This is a genomic window from Saccharothrix algeriensis (assembly GCF_016907655.1).
Classification (GTDB): Bacteria; Actinomycetota; Actinomycetes; order Mycobacteriales; family Pseudonocardiaceae; genus Actinosynnema; species Actinosynnema algeriense.
This window is the reverse complement of record NZ_JAFBCL010000001.1, coordinates 3302166-3322644: the sequence shown is the minus strand read 5'-3', so window position 1 is coordinate 3322644 and position 20479 is coordinate 3302166. Positions and strand designations below refer to the sequence as shown.

Sequence of the window (20479 nt, the reverse complement as noted above, 5' to 3'; positions counted from 1 at the left end):
CGGCCGGCGAACAGGAAAGAAGAACCGTGACTGAGACGACGCTGCCTCCCAGCGGTGGTGATCGCACCGAGCCGCGCGACATCCAGCAGGAGATGCAGAACTCGTACATCGACTACGCGATGAGCGTGATCGTCGGACGAGCCCTGCCCGACGTGCGCGACGGCCTCAAGCCCGTCCACGTCCGCGTCCTGTACTCGATGTACGACTCCGGCTTCCGCCCCGACCGCGGCTACAACAAGTGCGCGCGCGTGGTCGGCGACGTGATGGGCAACTACCACCCGCACGGCGACTCGGCGATCTACGACGCGCTGGTCCGCCTCGCCCAGCCCTGGGCCATGCGCTACCCGCTGATCGACGGCCAGGGCAACTTCGGCTCCCAGGGCAACGACCCGGCAGCCGCCATGCGGTACTGCGTGGTGCCCGGCACGCGCGTCCGGCTCGCCGACGGCTCCACGCCGCGCATCGGCGACATCGTGCCGGGCGCGCTGCCGAACAGCGACAACCCGATCGACCTCAAGGTGCTGGACCGCAACGGCGACCCGGTGCGGGCCGACGCGCTGTTCCACTCCGGTGAGCACCCGACGCTGAGGCTGCGCACCCGCAACGGGTACGAGCTGACCGGCACGCACAACCACCCGGTGCTCTGCCTGGTGGGCGTGGGCGGTGTGCCGACCCTCCTGTGGAAGCTGCTGGAGGAGGTGCGGCCGGGGGACCGGGTGGTCCTCCAGCGCACGCCGCAGGACGAGGTGGCGGAGCCGGCGCCGGAGCAGCACGCGGCCGCGCTGCTGGCGGGGGCGTTCGTCAGCGAGGGGTTCGTCACCGAGAACCGGGCCGGGTTCAGCAACGTCGACGCCGACTACTTCGGCAGCGTGCTCGCGGCGTACGACCTGGTGGTGGGCGGGCCCCGGTACGCCTACTCCCGCACGATCAAGTCCGGCTCGCTGCTCCACGAGCTGGACGTGCAGAACCCGGCGCAGCTCCGCCGGAGCGTGCTCGGCCCGATGGTCGGCCTGCGCAGCGCGGCCAAGGAGGTGCCCGAGTTCGTCTGGCAGGGCGGCGCCGCGACCAAGAAGGTGTTCCTCGCGTCGCTGTTCACCGGCGACGGTTCGGCCTCCGCGCTGCCGCGCAGCAGCGTGCAGGTCTCGTACTCGACCCGGAGCCCCCGGCTGGCCCGCGAGGTCCAGCAGCTGCTGCTGGAGTTCGGCGTCGTCAGCGCGCTGGTCGACTACTCCGACGGTGAGATCAAGGTCGTCATCACCAACCGGCGCGACGCCCGGCTGTTCGCCCGGAACGTCGGGTTCCTCGGCGCGAAGCAGGACAAGCTGGTCGCGATCCTCGACGCCATCCCGGTGGAGAGCCGGGCGATGAGCAGCGACCACGTGCCGCTCGTCGGCGCGTACGTCCGCGCGCACGGCGCGAGCCGGTGGACCGAGCGGGACTGGCTGCGCCGGCACAACGTCGACCGCGTGGAGCGGTGGGAGCGCGACCGCGACGAGATCGCCGCCCGGATCACCGAGCGCGAGGTGCTCGACGTGGTCGAGCCCCTGGTGGACGGCCGGTTCTACTACGCGGCGGTCGAGTCCGTCACCGACGCGGGCGTCCAGCCGGTGTACGGCCTCCGGGTCGACACCGAGGACCACTCGTTCATCACGGACGGCTTCGTCAGCCACAACACCGAGTGCCGGCTCACGCCGCTGGCCATGCAGATGCTGGCCGACATCGAGGAAGAGACCGTCGACTTCCGCGACAACTACGACGGTCGCATCCAGGAGCCGACGGTGCTGCCGTCGCGCGTGCCGAACCTGCTGATCAACGGGTCCTCGGGCATCGCGGTCGGCATGGCGACCAACATCCCGCCGCACAACCTGCGCGAGGTCGCGGAGGGCGTGGTGTGGGCGCTGGACAACCCCGAAGCCTCCGACGAGGAAACCCTCGAGGCGATGATCGCCCGCATCAAGGGCCCGGACTTCCCGACCCACGGGCAGATCCTCGGCACGGCGGGCATCGAGGACGCCTACCGGACCGGGCGCGGGTCGGTGAAGATGCGCGCCGTCGTGGACGTGGACGAGGACGGCAAGGGCCGCACGATCCTGGTCGTCAGCGAGCTGCCCTACCAGGTGAACCCGGACAACCTGGTGGAGAACATCGCCAACCTGGTGCGGGACCAGAAGCTGACCGGCATCGCGAACATCGCCGACGAGTCCAACCGGCGTTCCGGGATGCGGATCGTGGTCACCCTGAAGCGGGACGCGGTGGCCAAGGTCGTGCTGAACAACCTCTACAAGCACACCCAGCTCCAGTACTCGTTCGGCGTGAACATGCTGGCCCTGGTCGACGGCGTGCCGCGCACGCTGCGCCTGGACCAGATGATCCGGCACTACGTGAAGCACCAGGTCGAGGTCATCGTCCGGCGCACGCGCTTCCGGCTGCGCAAGGCCGAGGAGCGGGCGCACGTCCTGCGCGGCCTGGTCAAGGCGCTGGACCACCTGGACGAGGTCATCGCCCTGATCCGCCGGTCGGACACGCCGGACGTGGCGCGCACCGGCCTGATGGAGCTGCTGGACGTCGACGAGATCCAGGCCAACGCGATCCTGGAGATGCAGCTGCGCCGCCTGGCGGCCCTGGAGCGGCAGAAGATCATCGACCAGCTGGCCGAGATCGAGCTGGAGATCGCGGACTACCGGGACATCCTGGACAAGCCGGAGCGGCAGCGCGCGATCGTGCGCGAGGAGCTGACGGCGATCGTCGACAAGCACGGCGACGACCGGCGGACGAAGATCGTGCCGTTCGACGGCGACGTGTCGATGGAAGACCTGATCGCGGTCGAGGACGTCGTCGTCACCATCACTCGGACGGGTTACGCGAAGCGCACCAAGACGGACCTGTACCGCTCGCAGAAGCGCGGCGGCAAGGGCGTGCAGGGCGCGCAGCTCAAGCAGGACGACATCGTGCAGCACTTCTTCGTGTGCTCCACGCACGACTGGATCCTGTTCTTCACCAACAAGGGCCGGGTGTACCGGGCCAAGGCGTACGAGCTGCCCGAGGCCAACCGCAACGCGCGCGGCCAGCACGTGGCGAACCTCCTGGCGTTCCAGCCGGAGGAGGAGATCGCCCAGGTCATCCAGATCAAGAACTACGACGTCGCGCCGTACCTGGTGCTGGCCACCAAGCGGGGCCTGGTCAAGAAGTCCAAGCTGTCGGACTTCGACTCCAACCGCTCGGGTGGCCTGATCGGCATCAACCTGCGCGACGACGACGAGCTGGTGGGCGCGGTGCTCTGCTCGGCGCAGGACGACCTGCTGCTGGTGTCGGCCGACGGGCAGTCCATCCGGTTCCACGCGAGCGACGAGGCGCTGCGGCCGATGGGCCGGGCCACGTCCGGCGTGCTGGGGATGCGGTTCAACAGCGGTGACGAGCTGCTGTCGATGGGTGTCGTCCAGGAGGGGCTGTTTGTTTTGGTGGCCACCGACGGGGGGTACGCCAAGCGCACGCCGATCGAGGACTACCCGGTGCAGGGGCGTGGTGGCAAGGGTGTGCTGACCATCCAACACGACCGCCGGCGTGGGAGGCTTGTCGGCGCGCTCATCGTCGACGTCGACGACGAGCTGTACGCCATCACCTCCTCCGGCGGGGTCATCCGGACCAGCGCGGTGGAAGTGCGCAAAGCGGGCAGGCAGACGAAGGGCGTCCGGTTGATGAACCTCGGCGAAGGGACCACCCTGATCGCGGTGGCGCGCAACGCCGACGAGGCCGGGGACGTCCCCCATGGTGACGGCGGGGACCCGGCCGAGGCCGAGCCTGCCAACTAGCGCGAACGAGAGGTTGAGGACAGCCCGTGACTTCACCCGAGAAGCCAGAGGACAAGACCGCGGTGATCACCCGGCCCGGTGCCGAGTCGACACCTGAGCAGCCGACGGCGCAGACCTCATCGGGTGCCGACGCGGCTGTCGAGCCGGAGCCGTCCGCCGCGCCGCCGCCCTGGCAGCGGGTGTCGAGCGACGCGGGGTACGGCGAGGCGCAGCAGGTCGGGCCGGGCGACCCGGCCCCGGAGCAGCCGGCGGGGGAGGCCGGGGCGCAGCCCGCGTACCCGGCCTCCGACCCGGACACGGTGGCGGTGGCGCGCCCGGTGGTCGGGGCCGGTTCGGGCGGGGAGCAGCAGGCGGGGTCGTCGCGCACCTCGGTGAACCTGGGCGCCGCGAACGGCCGCACGGGCGCGGCGTCGTCGCCGCGGCGGCCCGGTCGGGGTCCGCGGCGGGCGAGCCTCCAGGTCAAGCGGGTCGACCCGTGGTCGGTGCTGAAGCTGGCGCTGGTGCTCAGCGTGGCGCTGTTCTTCGTGTGGCTGGTGGCGGTCGGCGTGCTGTACGGCGTGCTGAACGGCATGGGCGTGTGGGACAAGATCAACAACACCGCCAACGACCTGCTCCAGGGCAACGAGTCGGCCGGCGACCCGCTGATCAGCGCCGGGCGCGTGTTCGGCGTCGCGGCGATCGTCGGCGCGGTGAACATCGTGCTGTTCACCGCCCTGGCCACGGTCGGCGCGTTCGTCTACAACGTGTCGGCGGACCTCGCCGGCGGGCTGGAAGTGACCCTGTCCGAGCGGGAGTGACCGACCGGGGGGACGCGAGGACCCCCCTGATTTGGGGCCACGACTGCGGATCGTGTACTGTTGCCGTCGTTGCCCCGAGGGCCTATAGCTCAGGCGGTTAGAGCGCTTCACTGATAATGAAGAGGTCGGAGGTTCAAGTCCTCCTAGGCCCACCGGAAGTTTCGCAGGATTGCAGAGGGGAACTGCTGTGAAGAAGATCATCGCACTTGTCGCCGTCGCCGGTGCGGTCCTGTTCTTCGTCAAGCGCAACCGCTCGGCGAAGGCCGACGCGGACCTGTGGCGCGAGGCCACCGCTCCGACCGACTGAACCCGCGAGGGCGGAGGTCTGCCGCCCCTCGTGAGGGGGACGTAGCTCAATTGGCAGAGCACCGCCTTTGCAAGGCGGGGGTTAGGGGTTCGATTCCCCTCGTCTCCACGAGCTCTGGGCGAGGTGTGCCCGCGGGAAGCGCGGGCCTGCCTCGCTCTTCGTGTTTTCCGGGGGTGCGACCCCCGGGCCCCGCCCGGCGGGGCTCCGCCCCCCGGACCCCCTGGCCCGGGTGGTCGCGTTGGGGGCGAGGCTTTGCCCGCCCCTGGGGATCAGTGTGGCGTTTCACGCGCAGGAGTGGTGACGCGGGCTTTGCCTGCGCGCGTCCTGGTGTTGGCTTCTTCTGCCCGCGGGAGTTGTGCGCGGGGCTTTGCCGTGAGCGTGGTGCGCGGGTTTGCGTGGGATTTTCAGGTTTTCGGCTCGTTCGTGGGGCGGCCCGTGCCCCCTGCCCGGGTGGCAGGGGGCACGGGCCGGCGGCTGGTCACGCGTTGGCCAGTGAGGCCGATGTGTCGTGCTGCTTGCGGGATGCGATCACCCTGTCCAGCGCCCAGGCGCCGGGGCCGGTGAAGGCCAGGAGCAGGAAAGCCCACGAGTACACCGCGGCGAGCTCACCCTTGTTCTCGATCGGCAGCAGGCCCATCGGCTGGTGCACCACGAAGTACGCGTAGGCCATCGCACCGGACGCCAGCAGGGCGGCGGCCCGCGTGCCCAGGCCCAGGACGAGCAGCGCACCGCAGACCAGCTCGATCACCGCGGCCGGGCCGGATGGCCAGGCGGTGAGCGACACCGGGTTCTGGGCGCCCAGGACGCCGAACAGCTTCTGCACTCCGTGGCACATGAACAACACGCCGACGACGATTCGGAACAGCGCCAGCGCGTGATCGCGTCCGCGGTCTAAGACGTTCATCTTGGGTCAGTCCTCACATTGCAGGGCGGCCTGGCAGGTAAGGTCAACCTAACCGTCATGACCGTGGGTGCCTAGGTCATCACCCTGTCGATTAGCTGTTGGAATTCTGATTGACTGGCCGTCCTATGAACCGAGCACTGCGCAATGCCCTGCCGTCCTTGCTGGTCCTCGGCGCGCTGACCGCGTGCGGCACCGCGGGACCGACCACCGCGACGACACCGCCCGTCCCGTCGAGCGCGCCGAGCGCGCAATCCGCCGCCGCCCCGGCCGGCCCGCCGCCCGTCCCGGAGCCGTCCGCCGATGGGACGTGTCCGTATTTGGCGTCGGAGGTCGTCGCCGAGGCCAACGGGCAACTCGTGCGCGATGTCCGGCTGTCCGCGGACGAACCGGACCCGGCCTGTTTCTTCTACGCCGACGCGACCGAGGTCCAGTTGTCGGTGTGGGTGTTCCACGGCGACGCCGGGACCGCGAAGGCGGTGGTCGACCGGGCCGCGCCGGTCGCCGATTCCAGCCCCGAGAGCACACCCGAGGGGTGGGCGGGCGGGTCGCTGGTCGGCGGCGGGGGCGCGGTCTACGCGGTCGCCAAGGGCGGCGACGCGGTGGTCGTGACCAGCAACCAGAAGCAGACCGTCAAGGCCAGGCGGATCGCCGGGACGGTCATCGGCAACCTGGGGCTCTGAGCAGGGGCCGGCCGGCACTCCCGGCCACTTCCGGGTAGCGCTTCCGGGTAGGACTTCTGGGCAGCACTCCGCGCCCGCCACCAGGTCCTCGGTGGCGGGCGCTCGCGGGTGCGGCTACTTCCGGTCGGCCACGCTCTCGTCGGCGACCCGGCCGTTGCGGGCGGCGTGGTCGCCGGGCGTGGCGCCGCCCTTGCCCGGCGTGCTGCCGGCGGGGGCGATGTCACTCGGCTTGGCCTCGCCCGGCTTGGCGCTCGTCGGCGTGGTGCCGCCCGAGGTGGTGTTGCCGGGGGTGGTGTTGCCGGGGGTGGTGTTGCCGGGGGTGGTGCTGCCCGGAGCGGTGTCCGCGGACGAGGCGCCGCCCGGCGTGGTGTTGCCGCGCGGGGTCGACTCGGTGGTCTCCTCGATCTCCTCCAGGCGCACCTCCTGGGGCCTGCGGGTCAGCGCCACGTAGGCGGCGACCGCACCGGCCGCGAGGACGCCGAGCACCCAGGGCCACCGGCTGCGCTGGGGCCGCTGGGACGCCGCGTAGTCCTTGCGCGCCTGCTTGGCGGCCTTGCGCACGTCCTTCGCGCGCGACCGGGCCTCCTTGCGGGCCCGCTCGGTGGCCTTCGCGACGTCCTTGCGGACGAGCCGGGCCTTCTTCGCGAGCTGCTTGCGCCGCTTGCGGGTGGACTTCTCCACCTGCTCGGCCCTCTCCACCAGCGCGCCCGCGCGATCCGCCACGACGCCACGCAGGTGGTCGGCCGTGACGCCGCGCTCGGCGAGCTTGCCCTCCGCGCGCTCCGCCCACGTGACCGCGGCGTCCGCACTCACCTGACCTGCGCGGACAGCGCCACGACGGACGGCGCGCAGACCCGTGCCGACCGCCTTGCCAACGGACTCGCCGGCTCGGGTCATGGCGTCAACCTCATCCATATCGCGCTCCACAAGCTGTCGGTCAGTCACACCAGTGGCTATACCCACCCCGCCCCTTCCCGAACCCCCGGGCTCCCGGATGGCACGATGGGTGCGTGGCAGACAGCAACGACTCCCTCGTCGGGACCAAGGTGACGGCGACCCTGCACACCTCGCAGGGCGACATCCGCATCAACCTCTTCCCCGACCACGCTCCCAAGACGGTGGCGAACTTCGTCGGCCTGGCGGAGGGCACCAAGGAATACTCCGAGTCCAACGCCCGCGGGGAGGCCACCGGGCCGTTCTACGACGGCGCGATCTTCCACCGCGTGATCGCGGGCTTCATGCTCCAGGGCGGTGACCCGACCGGCACCGGCCGCGGCGGCCCCGGCTACAAGTTCGCCGACGAGTTCCACCCGGAACTCCAGTTCAACAAGCCCTACCTGCTGGCGATGGCGAACTCCGGCCCCAACTCGAACGGCTCGCAGTTCTTCATCACCGTCGCGCCGACCACGTGGCTGAACTTCAAGCACACGATCTTCGGCGAGGTGGCCGACCAGGACTCGATCAACGTCGTGAACGCCATCGGCAACGGGCCCACCGGCGCGGGCGACCGCCCGGTCACCGACGTGGTGATCGAGAAGGTCTCGATCGAGCGACACTGACGCGGTGGACCAGCCTGTCACCCCCGGCGACCCGGTCGGCGCCGCCTGCGCGCGGCACCCCGACCGGGCCACGGGCCTGAGGTGCACCCGGTGCGAGCGGCCGGCCTGCCCCGAGTGCCTGCGCGAGGCTTCGGTCGGCTACCAGTGCGTCGACTGCGTGGCCGAGGGCAGCCGGGCGGTCCGCCCGGCGCGCACGTTCGTCGGGGCGCGGTTCTCCCGGCGCCTGGTGGTGACGCCGGTGCTGATCGCGCTGAACGCGCTGGTGTTCGCCCTGACGGCGGTGCAGGCCGGCAGCGTCGTGGGCAACAACCGGTCCGAGCTGTTCCTGGACTACTACCTGTGGCCGGCGGCCGTCTACTACGGCGAGTGGTGGCGGCTGGCCACGTCCGGGTTCCTGCACTTCGGCCCGGCGCACCTGGCGCTGAACATGATCGCCCTGTACGTGCTGGGGCGGGACCTGGAGCCGGTGTTCGGCAAGGTCCGGTTCCTGGCCGTCTACCTGGTGTCGCTGCTGGGCGGCGGGGTCGCGGTGTACCTGTTCGGCGGGGTGAACACGCCGGTCGCGGGCGCCTCGGGCGCGGTGTACGGCCTGATGGGCGCGATGCTGGTGGCGGTGCTGCGGCTCAAGCTCAACCCGGGCTCGGCGCTCGGCGTCATCGGCCTCAACCTCGTGCTGAGCTTCACCCTCCCGGGTATCTCCCTGCTCGGCCACCTCGGTGGCCTGGTGGTGGGCGCGGCGGTGGCCGCCGGCCTGGTCCACGCGCCGCGGGAACGCCGCGAGGTGTGGCAGGCGGGCGTCGTGGCGGCGGCGTTCGCGCTGCTGGTCGTGATGGCGTTCGTCCGCACCGGGCAGCTGGGCTAGCGGCGCGCTACGGCCGCAGGGCGTGCAGCACGTCGGCCACGTCGTGCGGGTCGGCGCCGAGGTCGAGCGGGGTGAGCACGAACAGCTGCTCGTCCTCGCCCCGCCGCCAGTCCAGCTCCAGGGTGGCGACCTCGCGGCCGAGCCGGCGGGTGCGGACGAGCTTGACCTGCACCTCGTGCCACGGCAGGTGGCGGGCCCCGGTGACGGTGCGGACGGTCAGGCCGGTGTCGTCGGCGGCCAGCCTGGGCCGCAGGAACGTGCTGTACGCGGCGATGGCGAGCAGCAGGGCCGCGGCGGTGCCCAGGAAGACCACCTCGGCGGGTTCACCGCCCAGGAGGGCGGCGACGAGCGCGGCTGCGGCCGTGGCCCAGGCGACGACCGCGACGGCCGGCCGGGGCGCCCAGGATCGGAGTGGGGTCACGTCGGGGAGTCTTCCGCATGGGGCGACCAGTGGCCCCTACCGACGCTTGTGCAATTTGGCGCAAAGTTGTCCACAGGAGTTGTCCCCATTGGGGATGACTTACATCCCTGTGCTTCGGTGACCGGGTGGTGAACGGCTTGAACGACCGGTTGACGTGCGACGGCCCGGACGTGTGGACGTCCGGGCCGTCGGCCACGTGGCGTAGCGAGTGGTCAGCGCCACCGCATGGTCATCAGCAATCCGATGATCATCAGGGCGAACCCGATGCCGAAGTTCCAGCTCCCGAGGTCCATCATCACGGGCACCTTCTCGCCCGCGATGTAGTTGACCACCAGCCACGCCAGGCCGAGCAGCATCACGCCGAGCATCACGGCGATGTACACCGGGTGCGACGGGCCTGCGGCCTTCACCTTCACCGGGGTGCGGCGATCGGCCGGCGCCGTGTAGACGGCCTTCTTGCGGACCTTGGACTTGGGCATTCTGTCCTCGCCTGACGGGGTGGATGAGCCTCCAGTGGCGCGGGTTCACGTCCACTGCTGGATGAACACGTTAACGTAACCGAGCAGGTCGCTGAAGCACTGCTTAGTTCTGGAACGTTCGGACCGGGAGGTTTTTCGGTGAGCTACGACCCGCCCCCGCCGCAAGGCGGCCCGTCGGGCCCGCCGCCGGGACGGCCGCCCCGCCCCAGGCCCGGACCCCCGCCGCCGGCGCCGGGCGAGGTCGTGCGGACCTCGCCGGGCGGTGGGGACGAGGCTTCGGCCCGCCCGCCGACACCGCCGCGCGGGCAGCCCCGGCCGGTCGACCCGCGCCACGCGGGCGCGCACCGCGCGGACGCCCCCCGGCACGCCGACCCGTTCACCCCCGGCCCCGCGGAACGGCTCCCGCCCCGGCGCCACGCCCCGTCCGAACACCCGTACCCCGGCCCCTCCGACCGCGCGCCCGCCGGCCCGTTCGACCGCGACCACCCCGGCCCGCTCGACCGCGGGCACTCGGGCTCGCTCGACCAGGGGCGCTCGGGCTCGCTCGACCACGGGCAGCCCGACCTGCTCGACCGCGCGCACGCCGGCTCGCTCGACCGCGCGCACGCCGGACCGCCGGACCGCCGGACCGCGGGGCCGCCGGACCGCGGGTACCCGGGAGCACCGGACCGCGGGTACGCGGAACCACCCGTCCGGGGGTCCGTCGGCCGCCCGGGGCCGGACACCGGGCCGCGCGGGTTCCACCGGCCGGACCCCGGTGCGCGGGCCGCCGACCCCTCCGCCCCCGACGGCCGCCCGAACGGCGAGCCCGACCGGGGCTTCCGCGGCACCGCCCGGCTCGACCCCGAGCCGTCGCCCGAGGCCACCCGCTACACCAGCGCGTTCTCCGGCAGCCTCCCGCCGCCGCCCCCGCCCCGGATCGCCCCGCCCCGCCGCATCCCGCCGCGCCCCCGACCCCCCGACCCGCCCACCGAGGTCATCGAGCCGGTGGCGGACGACCACGCCGACGACTACGCCGGGAACTACGCCGAGGACGGCTACTACGACGACGCGGAGGACGACGCGTCGGGCGGCGCGCGGAGAGGTGCGCGGAACGGCGCGGCGGACGACCACGGGGGGCCCCCGCCACCGCCGCCGGAGGGCGGGGCCCGCAAGGCCGTCCGCGCGGTCGGCGAGCTGCTGATCACCGCCGGCCTGGTGGTCCTGCTGTTCGTGGTCTACGAGGTCTACGTCACCGACCTCATCTCCGCCGGCAAGCAGGACGACGCCACGCAGGCACTGGACGAGCAGTGGGGCGCCAACACCGTCCAGGGCGCCGAACCGCAGCGCGAGGCCAGGTACGACCTGGTCGAGGGCCAGGCGTTCGCCAAGATGTACATCCCGGTGTTCGGGCCGGACTACAAGTTCTCCATCGTCGAGGGCACCACCGACAAGCACCTGGAGATCGGGCCGGGCCACTACGTCAACACCGCGCTGCCGGGCGACCCGGGCAACTTCTCGGTCGCCGGGCACCGGGTCGGCAAGGGCGCGCCGTTCAACGACCTCGACCTGATGGACTCCTGCGACGCGATCGTGGTCGAGACGCAGACGCAGTGGTTCGTCTACCGGATGCTGCCCAAGGCCGGCGAGGTCGCGGGCTGGGCGCAGAACCCGAAGGCCCGGGACCCGAGGTGCGCGAAGGTCGCCCCGCTGGGCGGCTCCTACGCCAAGACGGTCGGCCAGGAGATCGTGCTGCCCTCCCAGGGCGAGGTGATCAACCCCATCCCGCACGTCACCGGCGCCGGGCCGGAGGCGCAGCAGGCGTCGCTGATGACGCTGACCACCTGCCACCCCCGGTTCTCCGACAAGCAGCGGCTGATCGTGCACGCGGTGCTGGCGCAGGGCTACCCCAAGGCGCCCGGCTTCGTGCCCGAAGAGCTGAAGGAGCAGTGATGTACGGCTGGATCTGGCGCCACCTCCCCGGCCCCCTGCCGGTGCGCGTCCTCCAGGCCCTCGTGCTGGTGGCCGGGGTGGTGGCCCTGCTGATGTTCGTCGTGTTCCCGTGGGCGGAGCCGAAGCTGCCGTTCAACAACGTGACGACCACCCAGTAGCGGGCCCCGCCCGCCGCCGGGCGGCGCGGGTCAGGACCGGGAGATGGCGGTCATCTCGGCCCGGTCCACGACCTTGACCCGCTCGCGGCCCCGGGCCGCGCCGAGCGCGAGCTCGTGGGCGTCCAGCCGCCGCCAGCCGTCGACGGTGGTGAACGGCACCGCGCGCTGCTCCAGGAACCGCACGACGGCGTCCCGGTCGGCCACCGGCGCGGCCGGCAGCGCCGGCGCGTCGGCGAGCAGGCTGGTCACCGTCTCCAGCGCGTCGCCCTTGGTGTGCCCGATCAGCCCGACCGGGCCGCGCTTGATCCAGCCGGTGACGTACACGCCGGTCAGCGCCCGGTCGTCCAGGCCGAGCACGCGGCCCGCCCGGTGCGGCACGGTGCCCGAGGCGTGGTCGAACGGCAGGTCCGGCAGGTGCGTGGACAGGTAGCCGACCGCCCGGTACACGGCCTGGACGGGCCAGTCGGTGAACTCGCCGGTGCCCTCCGCGCTGCCGTCGCCGACGAGCCGCATCCGCTCGGTGCGCAGGCCGGTGACCGCGCCGTCGGCGCCCAGCACCTCGACCGGGGCCTCCAGGAAGTGCAGGTGCAGCCGGCGCGGCCGGTCGCCGACGTCGCGCAGCGCCCACTCCTGGAGCGTCTTGACCACCATCTCGACCTGCTTGCTGGACCGGATGGCCGCCATGCTGGCCGCGCAGAAGTCGATGCCCTCGGGGTGCACGATCACCTCGACGTTCGGCGAGTGGTCGAGTTCGCGCAGCTCCAGCGGCGTGAACTTGGCCTGGGCCGGCCCGCGGCGGCCGAACACGTGCACGTCGGTGACCGGGCTGGCCTTGAGGCCCCGGTAGACGTTGTCCGGGATCTCGGTGGTGAGCAGCTCGTCGGCGGTCTTGGCGAGCACGCGGGCGACGTCGAGCGCCACGTTGCCGACGCCGAGCACGGCGACCCGGGACGCGTCCAGCGGCCAGGTGCGCGGCACGTCGGGGTGGCCGTCGTACCAGGAGACGAAGTCGGCCGCGCCGTACGAGCCGGCCAGGTCGATGCCGGGGATGTCCAGCGGCCGGTCCTTCTCGGCGCCGGTGGCGAAGACCACCGCGTCGTAGAACTGGCGGAGGTCGTCGAGCTTCACGTCCACGCCGTACTCGACGTTGCCGAAGAACCGCACTTCCGGGCGGTCCAGCACGCGCTGCAGGGCGGTGACGATGCCCTTGATGCGCGGGTGGTCGGGCGCGACGCCGTAGCGGATGAGGCCGTACGGGGCGGGCATCCGCTCGAACAGGTCGACCGAGACGTCGGCCGCCGACTTGATCAGGGTGTCGGCGGTGTAGGTGCCGGCCGGGCCCGCGCCGATGACGGCGACGCGCAGTGAACGTGTCATGGTTCCAGGTTAGGAGAGCCTAAGCTCAATTCCGGCGAGAGGTTGGTCACGGCTACCCTGGCCCCATGCGCGTGCTCGTGGTCGACAACTACGACAGCTTCGTCTACAACCTCGTCCAGTACCTGGCTCAACTCGGGGTCGAGTGCGTGGTCCGGCGCAACGACGCCGTCGACCCGGACGAGGTGGGCGACGTCGGCGGGGTGCTCGTCAGCCCCGGCCCGAGCACGCCCGACCGGGCGGGCCGGAGCATGGACGTCATCCGCCGCTGCGCGGACACCGGCGTCCCGGTGCTCGGGGTGTGCCTCGGCCACCAGGCGATCGGCGCGGTGTGGGGCGGCACCGTGGACCTCGCCCCGGAGCTGCTGCACGGCAAGACCAGCGTCGTGCACCACGAGGGCGCGGGCGTCCTGGCCGGCGTGCCCAGCCCGTTCACGGCGACCCGGTACCACTCGCTGACCGTGCTGCCCGACACCATCCCGGACGAGTTCGAGGTCACCGGCCGCACCGACACGGGCGTGGTGATGGCGATGCGGCACCGGGAGCTGCCCGTCGAGGGCGTGCAGTTCCACCCCGAGTCCGTGCTCACCGAGGGCGGGCACCGGATGCTGGCGAACTGGCTGCGGGTGTGCGGCTTCGAGGCGCCCGAGGAGACCGTCGCCCACCTGGAGGCCGGGATGCGGCAGCTCGCGGCGGCCGCGTCCCGCTGACCCCGGCGCGCCGACGGCCCCCCACCCGGACCGGGGCGGGGGGCCGTCGCGCGGCGCCGGCTACCTCGTGGTGCTGGTCGACCCGATCCTGAACTCCTGGATCGTCACGTTGATCCGGGCGTTCTTCGCGACCGGCGCGTTCGGCTTGGTCTCCGTCTCGGAGATCTTCCTGTCCTGGGACATGTCGTTGGTGGCCGTCCGCTCGACGTTCAGGTCGCCGGTCCAGCCGAGCTGGCCCAGCTTCGCGCGCGCCTGGCCCTCGGTCATCCCGCGCAGGTCGGGCATCAGGAACTGGTTGCCCTTCGACACGCTGAGGGTGACCAGGGAGCCCTTCTGGACGCGGCCCGGGTCCGGGTTCTGCGCGACCACCACGCCCTGGTCCTCGGCGCTGTCGACCTCCTTGGTCTGCACCTTGAAGCCGTTGCCCTCCAGGGTGTCCTTCGCGCGCTGGAGCGTCTGACCGGTCACGTCGGGCAGCTGGACGTTGTCCGGGCCCTTGCCCAGGGTGATGGTGACCGGGCTGCCCTTGGCCGCCTTCGTGCCGGGCGACGGGCTCTGCAGGGCCACCTTGTTGACCAGCTTGGAGTCCTCGACCTCGGTCAGGTCGGGCGCCTGCTTGAACACCCACCCGTCGGCCTCCAGCTTCTGCTGCGCCTCGGCCGCGGAGAGCCCGGTCAGGTCCGGCACCTCGACCTGCTCCGGCGGCGCGCCGACGACCAGGCGGACCACCGAGTACCGGTCCACCTCGCGGCCGACCGCCGGGTCGACGTCCAGGACCTGGCCGACCTGCTCGGCGCCGCACACCGGCGGCGGGGAGTTCGGCTGGCACGGGTGGGGCACCACCTGCGGGGTGAGGTCGACCGCGCGCAGCTGCTGCTCCGCCGCCGCCGTGAGCTGCCCGCGCACGTCGGGGACCTTCGGCTTCTCGGCGCCGGTGTTGCCGGTGTTGCCGTCCAGCAGCGACTTGGTGATCCACACGGCGAGGCCGAGGACCACGACGCACAGCAGGACGACCAGGGCGATCATGATCGTCCGCTTGCGCCGGGCGCGCCGCTCCTCCTCTTCCCCGTCGAGCGGGTCGTGGTCGGCGGGGTCGTCGCGCTGCGCGGACGTGCGGTGCCGCCCGCCGGTGGACACCTCGGCGCGCGGCGACTGGTTGAGCACCGCCGTGCGGTCCTCGGCCGTCATCACCGCGGGCGCGGACGGGCGCTGGCCGGACAGCACGCGCACCAGGTCCGCGCGCATCTCGGCGGCCGACTGGTAGCGGTTCGCCGGGCCCTTCGCCATCGCCTTGAGCACGATCGCGTCCAGCGCGGGCGTCACCTTCGGGTTCAGCGACGACGGCGGCTTCGGGTCCTCCCGCACGTGCTGGTAGGCCACCGCCACCGGGGAGTCGCCGGTGAACGGCGGCTCGCCGGTCAGCAGCTCGAACAGCACGCAGCCCGACGCGTACACGTCCGACCGGGCGTCCACGGCCTCGCCGCGCGCCTGCTCCGGCGACAGGTACTGCGCGGTGCCGATCACCGCGGCCGTCTGGGTCACCGCGGCCTGGCCGTCGTGCACGGCCCGCGCGATGCCGAAGTCCATCACCTTCACCGCGCCGGAACGGGTGATCATCACGTTCGCGGGCTTCACGTCCCGGTGCACGATGCCGTGCCGGTGGCTGAAGTCCAGCGCCGCGGACACGTCGGCCATGATCTCCATGGCGCGCTTGCCGGTCAGCGGCCCCTGCGTCTTCACGATGTCGCGCAGCGTCCGGCCGTCGACGAACTCCATCACGATGTAGGGCAGCGGGCCGTACTCGGTGTTCGTCTCACCGGTGTCGTAGACGGCGACGATGGCGGGGTGGTTCAGCGCCGCGGAGTTCTGGGCCTCCCGCCGGAACCGCTCCTGGAACTGGGTGTCGCGGGCGAGGTCGGCACGGAGCACCTTGATCGCCACGTCCCGGCCGAGCCGCACGTCGCGGCCCTTGTGGACCTCCGACATACCGCCGTAGCCGAGGGTCTCACCCAGTTCGTAGCGGTTGGAGAGCAGTCGCGGAGTGCTCATCAGTGCTTCGTCCCGCTCCTCGTCAACGGTCCTGCCATCGCTTGCGTCCGCCTTCGTACCGCTCGGGCGTCACGTCGGTACACACGTCACCGTCACCCGTGAGCCGATCGCAACCTCGCCGGTCGGGCTCAGGTCCGACACCAGGCACTGCTCCCGGTCCTGCGGCTCACCGCCCCGGTCGGTGCTCACCTCGGGCTCCAGGCCGTGCCCGGAGAGCCTCTTCGCGACCTCGTCGGCCGGCAGGTCGACGAAGTCCGACTCGGTGATCGTGACCTTCGGCGTGCCGGGGAGACGATCGGTCGGGTCGGGCGGGGACGTGCGGGTGCTCGTGGTGCCTTGCGGGCTGGTCCCGCCCGGTGTCCCGCCGGGTGTCCCGTCCTCGCCCATCCCGCGCAGGACCACCACGCCGAGCACGACCAGCGCGGCCACCAGCACAGCGACCATAACCCACAGCACGGCGCGGTTGCGCCCCGGTGGCCGCGGCGGGACCGACAGCGGACCGAAGGCGCCCGTGCGCGGAGTGCTCACCTGCGGCGGCACCGGCGGCATCCCAGGGAGGGAGCCCGGGTGCCCCGCCGGGACGGCCGGGTGGGTGAGCTGGGGCAGGGGGGCGGAGCCGACCGCCATGGCCAGGCCGGTGGGCGTGGGCAGCGGTTGGCCGGCCCGCACCGCGCCCACCGCCGCCGCGAACTCGCCGCCGTTGCGGTAGCGCTGGCGGGGGTCCTTCACCATCGTCGCCTCGATCAGCGCGCGCGGACCCGGCGGCACGTCCGGCGGCAGCGGCGGCGCGATGTCGCGGATGTGCATCATCGCCACGGTCACCGCGTTCTCCGACAGGAACGGCCGGTGCCCGGCCAGGCACTCGTAGCCGCACACGGCCAGCGCGTACACGTCGCTGGCGGGTTCGGCCGCGTGGCCGAGGGCCTGCTCGGGCGCGATGTAGTGGGCGGTGCCCATCACCATGCCGGTGTGGGTCACGGGCGCGGCGTCGGCCGCCTTCGCGATGCCGAAGTCGGTGATCTTCACCTGGCCGTTCGGGGTGACCAGGATGTTGCCCGGCTTCACGTCCCGGTGCACCAGCCCGCGCTCGTGGGCGGCCTGCAGCGCGTTGCCCGCCTGCTCCAGCACGTCCAGCGTGCGGTCCGCGCCCAGCCGGCCGCGCGCGATGATCGCCGCCAGCGGCTCGCCCTCCACCAGCTCCATCACCAGGTAGGCGGTGTCCTCCGGCCCGTCGGGCGCCGACGCGGTCTCGCCGTAGTCGTGCACGGCGGCGATGCCCGGGTGGTTCAGCGACGCCGTGGTGCGCGCCTCGATGCGGAACCGGTTGAGGAACTCCGGGTCGCCGGACAGCTCCGCCTTGAGCACCTTCACCGCGACCTTGCGGTCCAACCGGGTGTCGGCCGCCTCCCAGACCTCGCCCATGCCGCCCACCGCGATCCGCCGGGACAGGCGGTACCGCTCGGCGAGCAACTGGCCGGAGGTCAGCATCAGCGGCCCCCGAGGTAGGCGCCGATGACCGCGCGGCCGATCGGGGCGGCCACCTTGCCGCCGGTCGCGGACAGGCCGGCGGTGCCGCCGTTCTCCACGATGACCGCGATCGCGATCTCCGGCTTCTCGGCCGGCGCGAACGCCACGTACCAGGCGTGCGGCCTGGTGTCCTTCACGTCCTCGCCGTGCTCGGCGGTGCCGGTCTTGGACGCGACGGTCACGCCGGACAGCCGGCCGTTGGGCGCGGTGTTCGCCTCCGACCTGACCATCATGTCGCGCAGCGCGGCGGCGTGCTCGGGCTCCATCGCGTCGGCGACCTCGTCGCCCTCGTCCTCGCTGATCACCTGCAGGTCGGGCGCCAGGACCTTCTGCACCAGGTGGGGCCGCATCCGGACGCCGCCGTTGGCGATGGCCGCGGTCATCATGGCGTTCTGCAGCGGGGTGACCAGCACGTCCCGCTGCCCGATGCCGGTCTGGTACACCGCAGGCCGCTCGTCCATCGGGCCCAGCGTGGAGGTCTCCACCGCCAGCGGGATCCGCAGGTCCGCGTCGTCGAAGCCGAACTTCGCCGCCGCCTTGCGCAGCTTGTCCGGGCCGAGCTGGTCGGCCAGCACGGCGAACGCGGTGTTGCACGACTTCGCCAGCGCCTCCTCCAGGGTGGCGGTGACGCCGTTGCCGCAGATGGTGTCGTTGAAGTTGGGCAGCGGGACCTGGGTGCCGGGCAGCGTGATGACCGGCCGGCCGTCGACCTCGCTCTCCTTGGTCTTCCCCTCGGCCAGCGCGGCGGCGGCCACGATCAGCTTGAACGTCGACCCGGGCGCGTAGAGGCCCGCGACCGAGCGGTTGAGCATCGGCAGGTTGCTCTCCGGCGCGATCAGCTGCTTCCACGCCGCCTGCTGCTCGGCCACGTCGTGGCTGGCCAGCGCGTTGGGGTCGTAGGTCGGCGTGGACGCCATCGCCAGGATCTCGCCGGTCTGCGGGCGGATCGCCACCACCGAGCCGGCGACGCCCTGGAGCTGGTCGTAGGCGACCTGCTGGAGCGCCGCGTCGATGGTCAGCTGGAGGCTGCCGCCCTTCGGGTCGCGACCGGTGATCAGGTCCGACACGCGGCGGGCGAACAGCCGGTCGTCCGAGCCGTTGAGCAGGTCGTCCTCGGCCCGCTCCAGGCCGCTCGCCCCGTACACGGTGGAGAAGTAGCCGGTCACCGGCGCGAACGCCGGACCCGCGTACTTGCGCAGGTAGCGCAGCCGGTCCGTGGTCCGCTCCACGGTCGCCAGCGGCTCGCCGCCGGAGGCGATGATCTGGCCGCGCTCGCGCGAGTACTGGTCGAGCACCACCCGCCGGTTCAGCGGGTTCTTGCGGTAGTCGTCGGCCTTGATGACCTGCACGTAGGTGGCGTTGGCCAGCAGCAGCACCATCATCGCCATCATGGCGACGCCGATCCGGCGGAGCGGTGTGTTCATTTGGGACGCTCCACCATGACTGTGTACTGGTCGGCGATCGCGGGCTGCTGCTGGCGGGGCTTCGGCGCGGCCTTCGGCGCGCGCGCCGCGTCGGAGATGCGCAGCAGCAGCGCCACCAGGATGTAGTTCGCCAGCAGCGACGAACCGCCCTTGGACAGGAACGGCGCGGTGATGCCGGTCATCGGGATCAGCTTCGTGACGCCGCCGACGATGATGAAGATCTGGAACGCCATCGCGAACGCCAGGCCGCCGCCCAGCAGCTTGCCGAACGTGTCGCGCACCGACAGCGCGGCGCGCAGGCCGCGCATGGCCAGGACCGTGTAGACCAGCAGCACCGCGGACAGCCCGACGAAGCCCAGCTCCTCGCCGATCACGGCGGTGATGAAGTCGGTGTTGGCCTCCGGGATCTGGTCCGGCCGCCCGCCGCCGAGCCCCGCGCCGAACAGCGCGCCGGTGCCCAGGCCGAACAGCGACTGGACGATCTGGTAGCCGCGCTCGTTCGCGTCGGCGAACGGGTCCAGCCAGTTCTGCACGCGGATCTGGACGTGGCCGAACAGCTTCCACGCCACGAACGCGCCGATGCAGAACAGCACCACGCCGAGCACCACCCAGGCCGCGCGCTCGGTCGCCACGTACAGCAGCACCAGCACGATGCCGAAGAACAGCAGCGACGAGCCCAGGTCCTTCTGGAGCACCATGATGCTCACGCCGACCAGCCACGCCGCGATCAGCGGGCCCAGGTCGCGCGCCCGCGGCAGGTCCAGGTTCAGCACCCGGCGCCCGGCCGTGGTGAACAGGTCGCGCTTGGACACCAGGAACGCCGCGAAGAACACCATCAGCAGGATCTTCGCGAACTCACCCGGCTGGATGGAGAACGCGCCGAACGCCAGCCAGATCTTCGCGCCGTTGATCTCCGGCGCGATGAAGCTCGGCAGCACGCCGGGCAGGACCAGCGCCACCAGCCCCAGGAAGCCGCACGTGTAGCCGTACTTGGCCAGCGTGCGGTGGTCGGAGAGCACCTTCAGGGCGGTGCAGAACAGCACGAGGGCGATCGCCGTCCACAGCAGCTGCTTCGGCGCGGCGGCCGACCAGACCTGGTTGTTGGGCAGCTTCACGTCCTCCATGGCCAGGTCGATCCGGTGGATCATGACCAGGCCCAGGCCGTTGAGCAGCGCCACGCAGGGCAGGATCACCGGGTCCGCGTACGGCGCCCAGCGGCGCACCGCCAGGTGCGCCACGGACAGCACGCCCAGGTAGGCCAGGCCGAGCCACACGATCCGCATGGTCAGCTCCTGCTCCTGGTTGGCCTCCACCAGGATCAGGGCGATCGTCACGAGCAGTGCGGCGAAGGCGAGCAGGAACAGTTCGACGGACCGCTTCGTGGGCGGGCGCATCCCGGGCGACGTGCTCGCCGCCGCGTGCGGTGAACTGCCCCCCGCCGCCGCGGGCGGTGGTCCTCCCGCGCCGGGGACCGGCGAACCCATGGC

At 72.0% G+C, this 20479-nt stretch carries 17 protein-coding genes, 2 tRNA genes and 1 pseudogene; 11 read left to right on the top strand and 9 right to left on the bottom strand.

What is annotated here, in order from left to right:
* Positions 1-26 precede the first annotated feature (26 nt).
* The 5 genes and pseudogenes from gyrA to JOE68_RS15060 all read left to right on the top strand — a co-directional run bounded on the left by gyrA (position 27) and on the right by JOE68_RS15060 (position 5021).
* Positions 27-3809: an intein-containing DNA gyrase subunit A gene (gene gyrA, locus JOE68_RS15075; protein ID WP_204842976.1), complete on the top strand. Its 3783-nt coding sequence runs from the start codon at positions 27-29 to the stop codon at positions 3807-3809.
* A 26-nt stretch (positions 3810-3835) separates the two neighbouring features.
* The gene (locus tag JOE68_RS32235; RefSeq protein WP_204842975.1) at positions 3836-4606 is read left to right on the top strand and encodes a DUF3566 domain-containing protein; all 771 of its coding nucleotides are present in this window, start codon (positions 3836-3838) and stop codon (positions 4604-4606) included.
* A gap of 78 nt (positions 4607-4684) precedes the next feature.
* Positions 4685-4758 (top strand) — tRNA-Ile (locus tag JOE68_RS15065).
* Between the two features lie 35 nt (positions 4759-4793).
* Positions 4794-4910, top strand: a pseudogene (locus JOE68_RS31195) (DLW-39 family protein); the annotation flags it as partial.
* A 38-nt stretch (positions 4911-4948) separates the two neighbouring features.
* A tRNA-Ala gene (locus JOE68_RS15060) sits at positions 4949-5021 on the top strand.
* A 370-nt stretch (positions 5022-5391) separates the two neighbouring features.
* On the opposite strand, the gene JOE68_RS15055 is transcribed toward JOE68_RS15060, so the two are convergent.
* Positions 5392-5817 carry a DoxX family protein gene (locus JOE68_RS15055; protein ID WP_204842974.1) on the bottom strand — a complete coding sequence of 142 codons (426 nt, stop codon included), beginning with the start codon at positions 5815-5817 and terminating at the stop codon, positions 5392-5394.
* A 125-nt stretch (positions 5818-5942) separates the two neighbouring features.
* On the opposite strand from JOE68_RS15055, the gene JOE68_RS15050 reads away from it, so the two are divergent.
* Positions 5943-6497 carry a DUF2020 domain-containing protein gene (locus tag JOE68_RS15050; protein ID WP_204842973.1) on the top strand — a complete coding sequence of 185 codons (555 nt, stop codon included), beginning with the start codon at positions 5943-5945 and terminating at the stop codon, positions 6495-6497.
* A gap of 114 nt (positions 6498-6611) precedes the next feature.
* Here JOE68_RS15050 and JOE68_RS15045 read toward each other — a convergent pair whose 3' ends face one another.
* Entirely contained in the window at positions 6612-7310 is a 699-nt protein-coding gene (locus tag JOE68_RS15045) for a hypothetical protein (RefSeq protein WP_204842972.1), read from the bottom strand.
* A 197-nt stretch (positions 7311-7507) separates the two neighbouring features.
* Here JOE68_RS15045 and JOE68_RS15040 point away from each other — a divergent pair, with 197 nt between their 5' ends.
* Both JOE68_RS15040 and JOE68_RS15035 read left to right on the top strand, forming a co-directional pair.
* A complete protein-coding gene (locus tag JOE68_RS15040) occupies positions 7508-8056 on the top strand; it encodes a peptidylprolyl isomerase (protein ID WP_204842971.1) in 549 nt (182 codons plus the stop codon).
* A 4-nt stretch (positions 8057-8060) separates the two neighbouring features.
* Positions 8061-8918, top strand: coding sequence for a rhomboid family intramembrane serine protease (locus JOE68_RS15035; protein WP_204842970.1), 858 nt, complete (start codon positions 8061-8063; stop codon positions 8916-8918).
* A gap of 7 nt (positions 8919-8925) precedes the next feature.
* On the opposite strand, the gene JOE68_RS32230 is transcribed toward JOE68_RS15035, so the two are convergent.
* Complete coding sequence (locus tag JOE68_RS32230; protein ID WP_204842969.1) at positions 8926-9339, bottom strand: PH domain-containing protein; 414 nt, start codon at positions 9337-9339, stop codon at positions 8926-8928.
* Between the two features lie 212 nt (positions 9340-9551).
* Entirely contained in the window at positions 9552-9818 is a 267-nt protein-coding gene (gene crgA / locus JOE68_RS15025; protein WP_204842968.1) for a cell division protein CrgA, read from the bottom strand.
* A 138-nt stretch (positions 9819-9956) separates the two neighbouring features.
* Here crgA and JOE68_RS32225 point away from each other — a divergent pair, with 138 nt between their 5' ends.
* A complete protein-coding gene (locus JOE68_RS32225; protein ID WP_307819692.1) occupies positions 9957-11750 on the top strand; it encodes a class E sortase in 1794 nt (597 codons plus the stop codon).
* Positions 11750-11908 carry a hypothetical protein gene (locus JOE68_RS15015; protein ID WP_204842967.1) on the top strand — a complete coding sequence of 53 codons (159 nt, stop codon included), beginning with the start codon at positions 11750-11752 and terminating at the stop codon, positions 11906-11908. Before JOE68_RS32225 ends, JOE68_RS15015 begins: the two co-directional genes overlap by 1 nt.
* Before the next feature lie 30 nt (positions 11909-11938).
* Here the strand turns inward: JOE68_RS15015 and JOE68_RS15010 are convergent, their stop codons facing one another.
* On the bottom strand, positions 11939-13285 hold the full coding sequence (locus JOE68_RS15010; protein WP_239562250.1) for an FAD-dependent oxidoreductase: 1347 nt from the start codon (positions 13283-13285) through the stop codon (positions 11939-11941).
* Between the two features lie 65 nt (positions 13286-13350).
* Between JOE68_RS15010 and JOE68_RS15005 the strand changes: the two genes are divergently transcribed.
* Positions 13351-13992, top strand: coding sequence for an aminodeoxychorismate/anthranilate synthase component II (locus tag JOE68_RS15005; protein ID WP_204842966.1), 642 nt, complete (start codon positions 13351-13353; stop codon positions 13990-13992).
* Positions 13993-14052: 60 nt separating this feature from the next.
* Here the strand turns inward: JOE68_RS15005 and pknB are convergent, their stop codons facing one another.
* The 4 genes from pknB to JOE68_RS14985 form a co-directional block, all read right to left on the bottom strand.
* Positions 14053-16041, bottom strand: a complete 1989-nt coding sequence (pknB, locus tag JOE68_RS15000) for a Stk1 family PASTA domain-containing Ser/Thr kinase (RefSeq protein ID WP_204842965.1) — start codon at positions 16039-16041, stop codon at positions 14053-14055.
* 69 nt (positions 16042-16110) lie between these two features.
* Positions 16111-17529, bottom strand: coding sequence for a serine/threonine-protein kinase (locus tag JOE68_RS14995; RefSeq protein ID WP_204842964.1), 1419 nt, complete (start codon positions 17527-17529; stop codon positions 16111-16113).
* Entirely contained in the window at positions 17529-18992 is a 1464-nt protein-coding gene (locus JOE68_RS14990; RefSeq protein ID WP_204842963.1) for a peptidoglycan D,D-transpeptidase FtsI family protein, read from the bottom strand. Before JOE68_RS14990 ends, JOE68_RS14995 begins: the two co-directional genes overlap by 1 nt.
* Positions 18989-20476 carry an FtsW/RodA/SpoVE family cell cycle protein gene (locus JOE68_RS14985; protein ID WP_204842962.1) on the bottom strand — a complete coding sequence of 496 codons (1488 nt, stop codon included), beginning with the start codon at positions 20474-20476 and terminating at the stop codon, positions 18989-18991. Before JOE68_RS14985 ends, JOE68_RS14990 begins: the two co-directional genes overlap by 4 nt.
* Between the last annotated feature and the right edge of the window lie 3 nt (positions 20477-20479).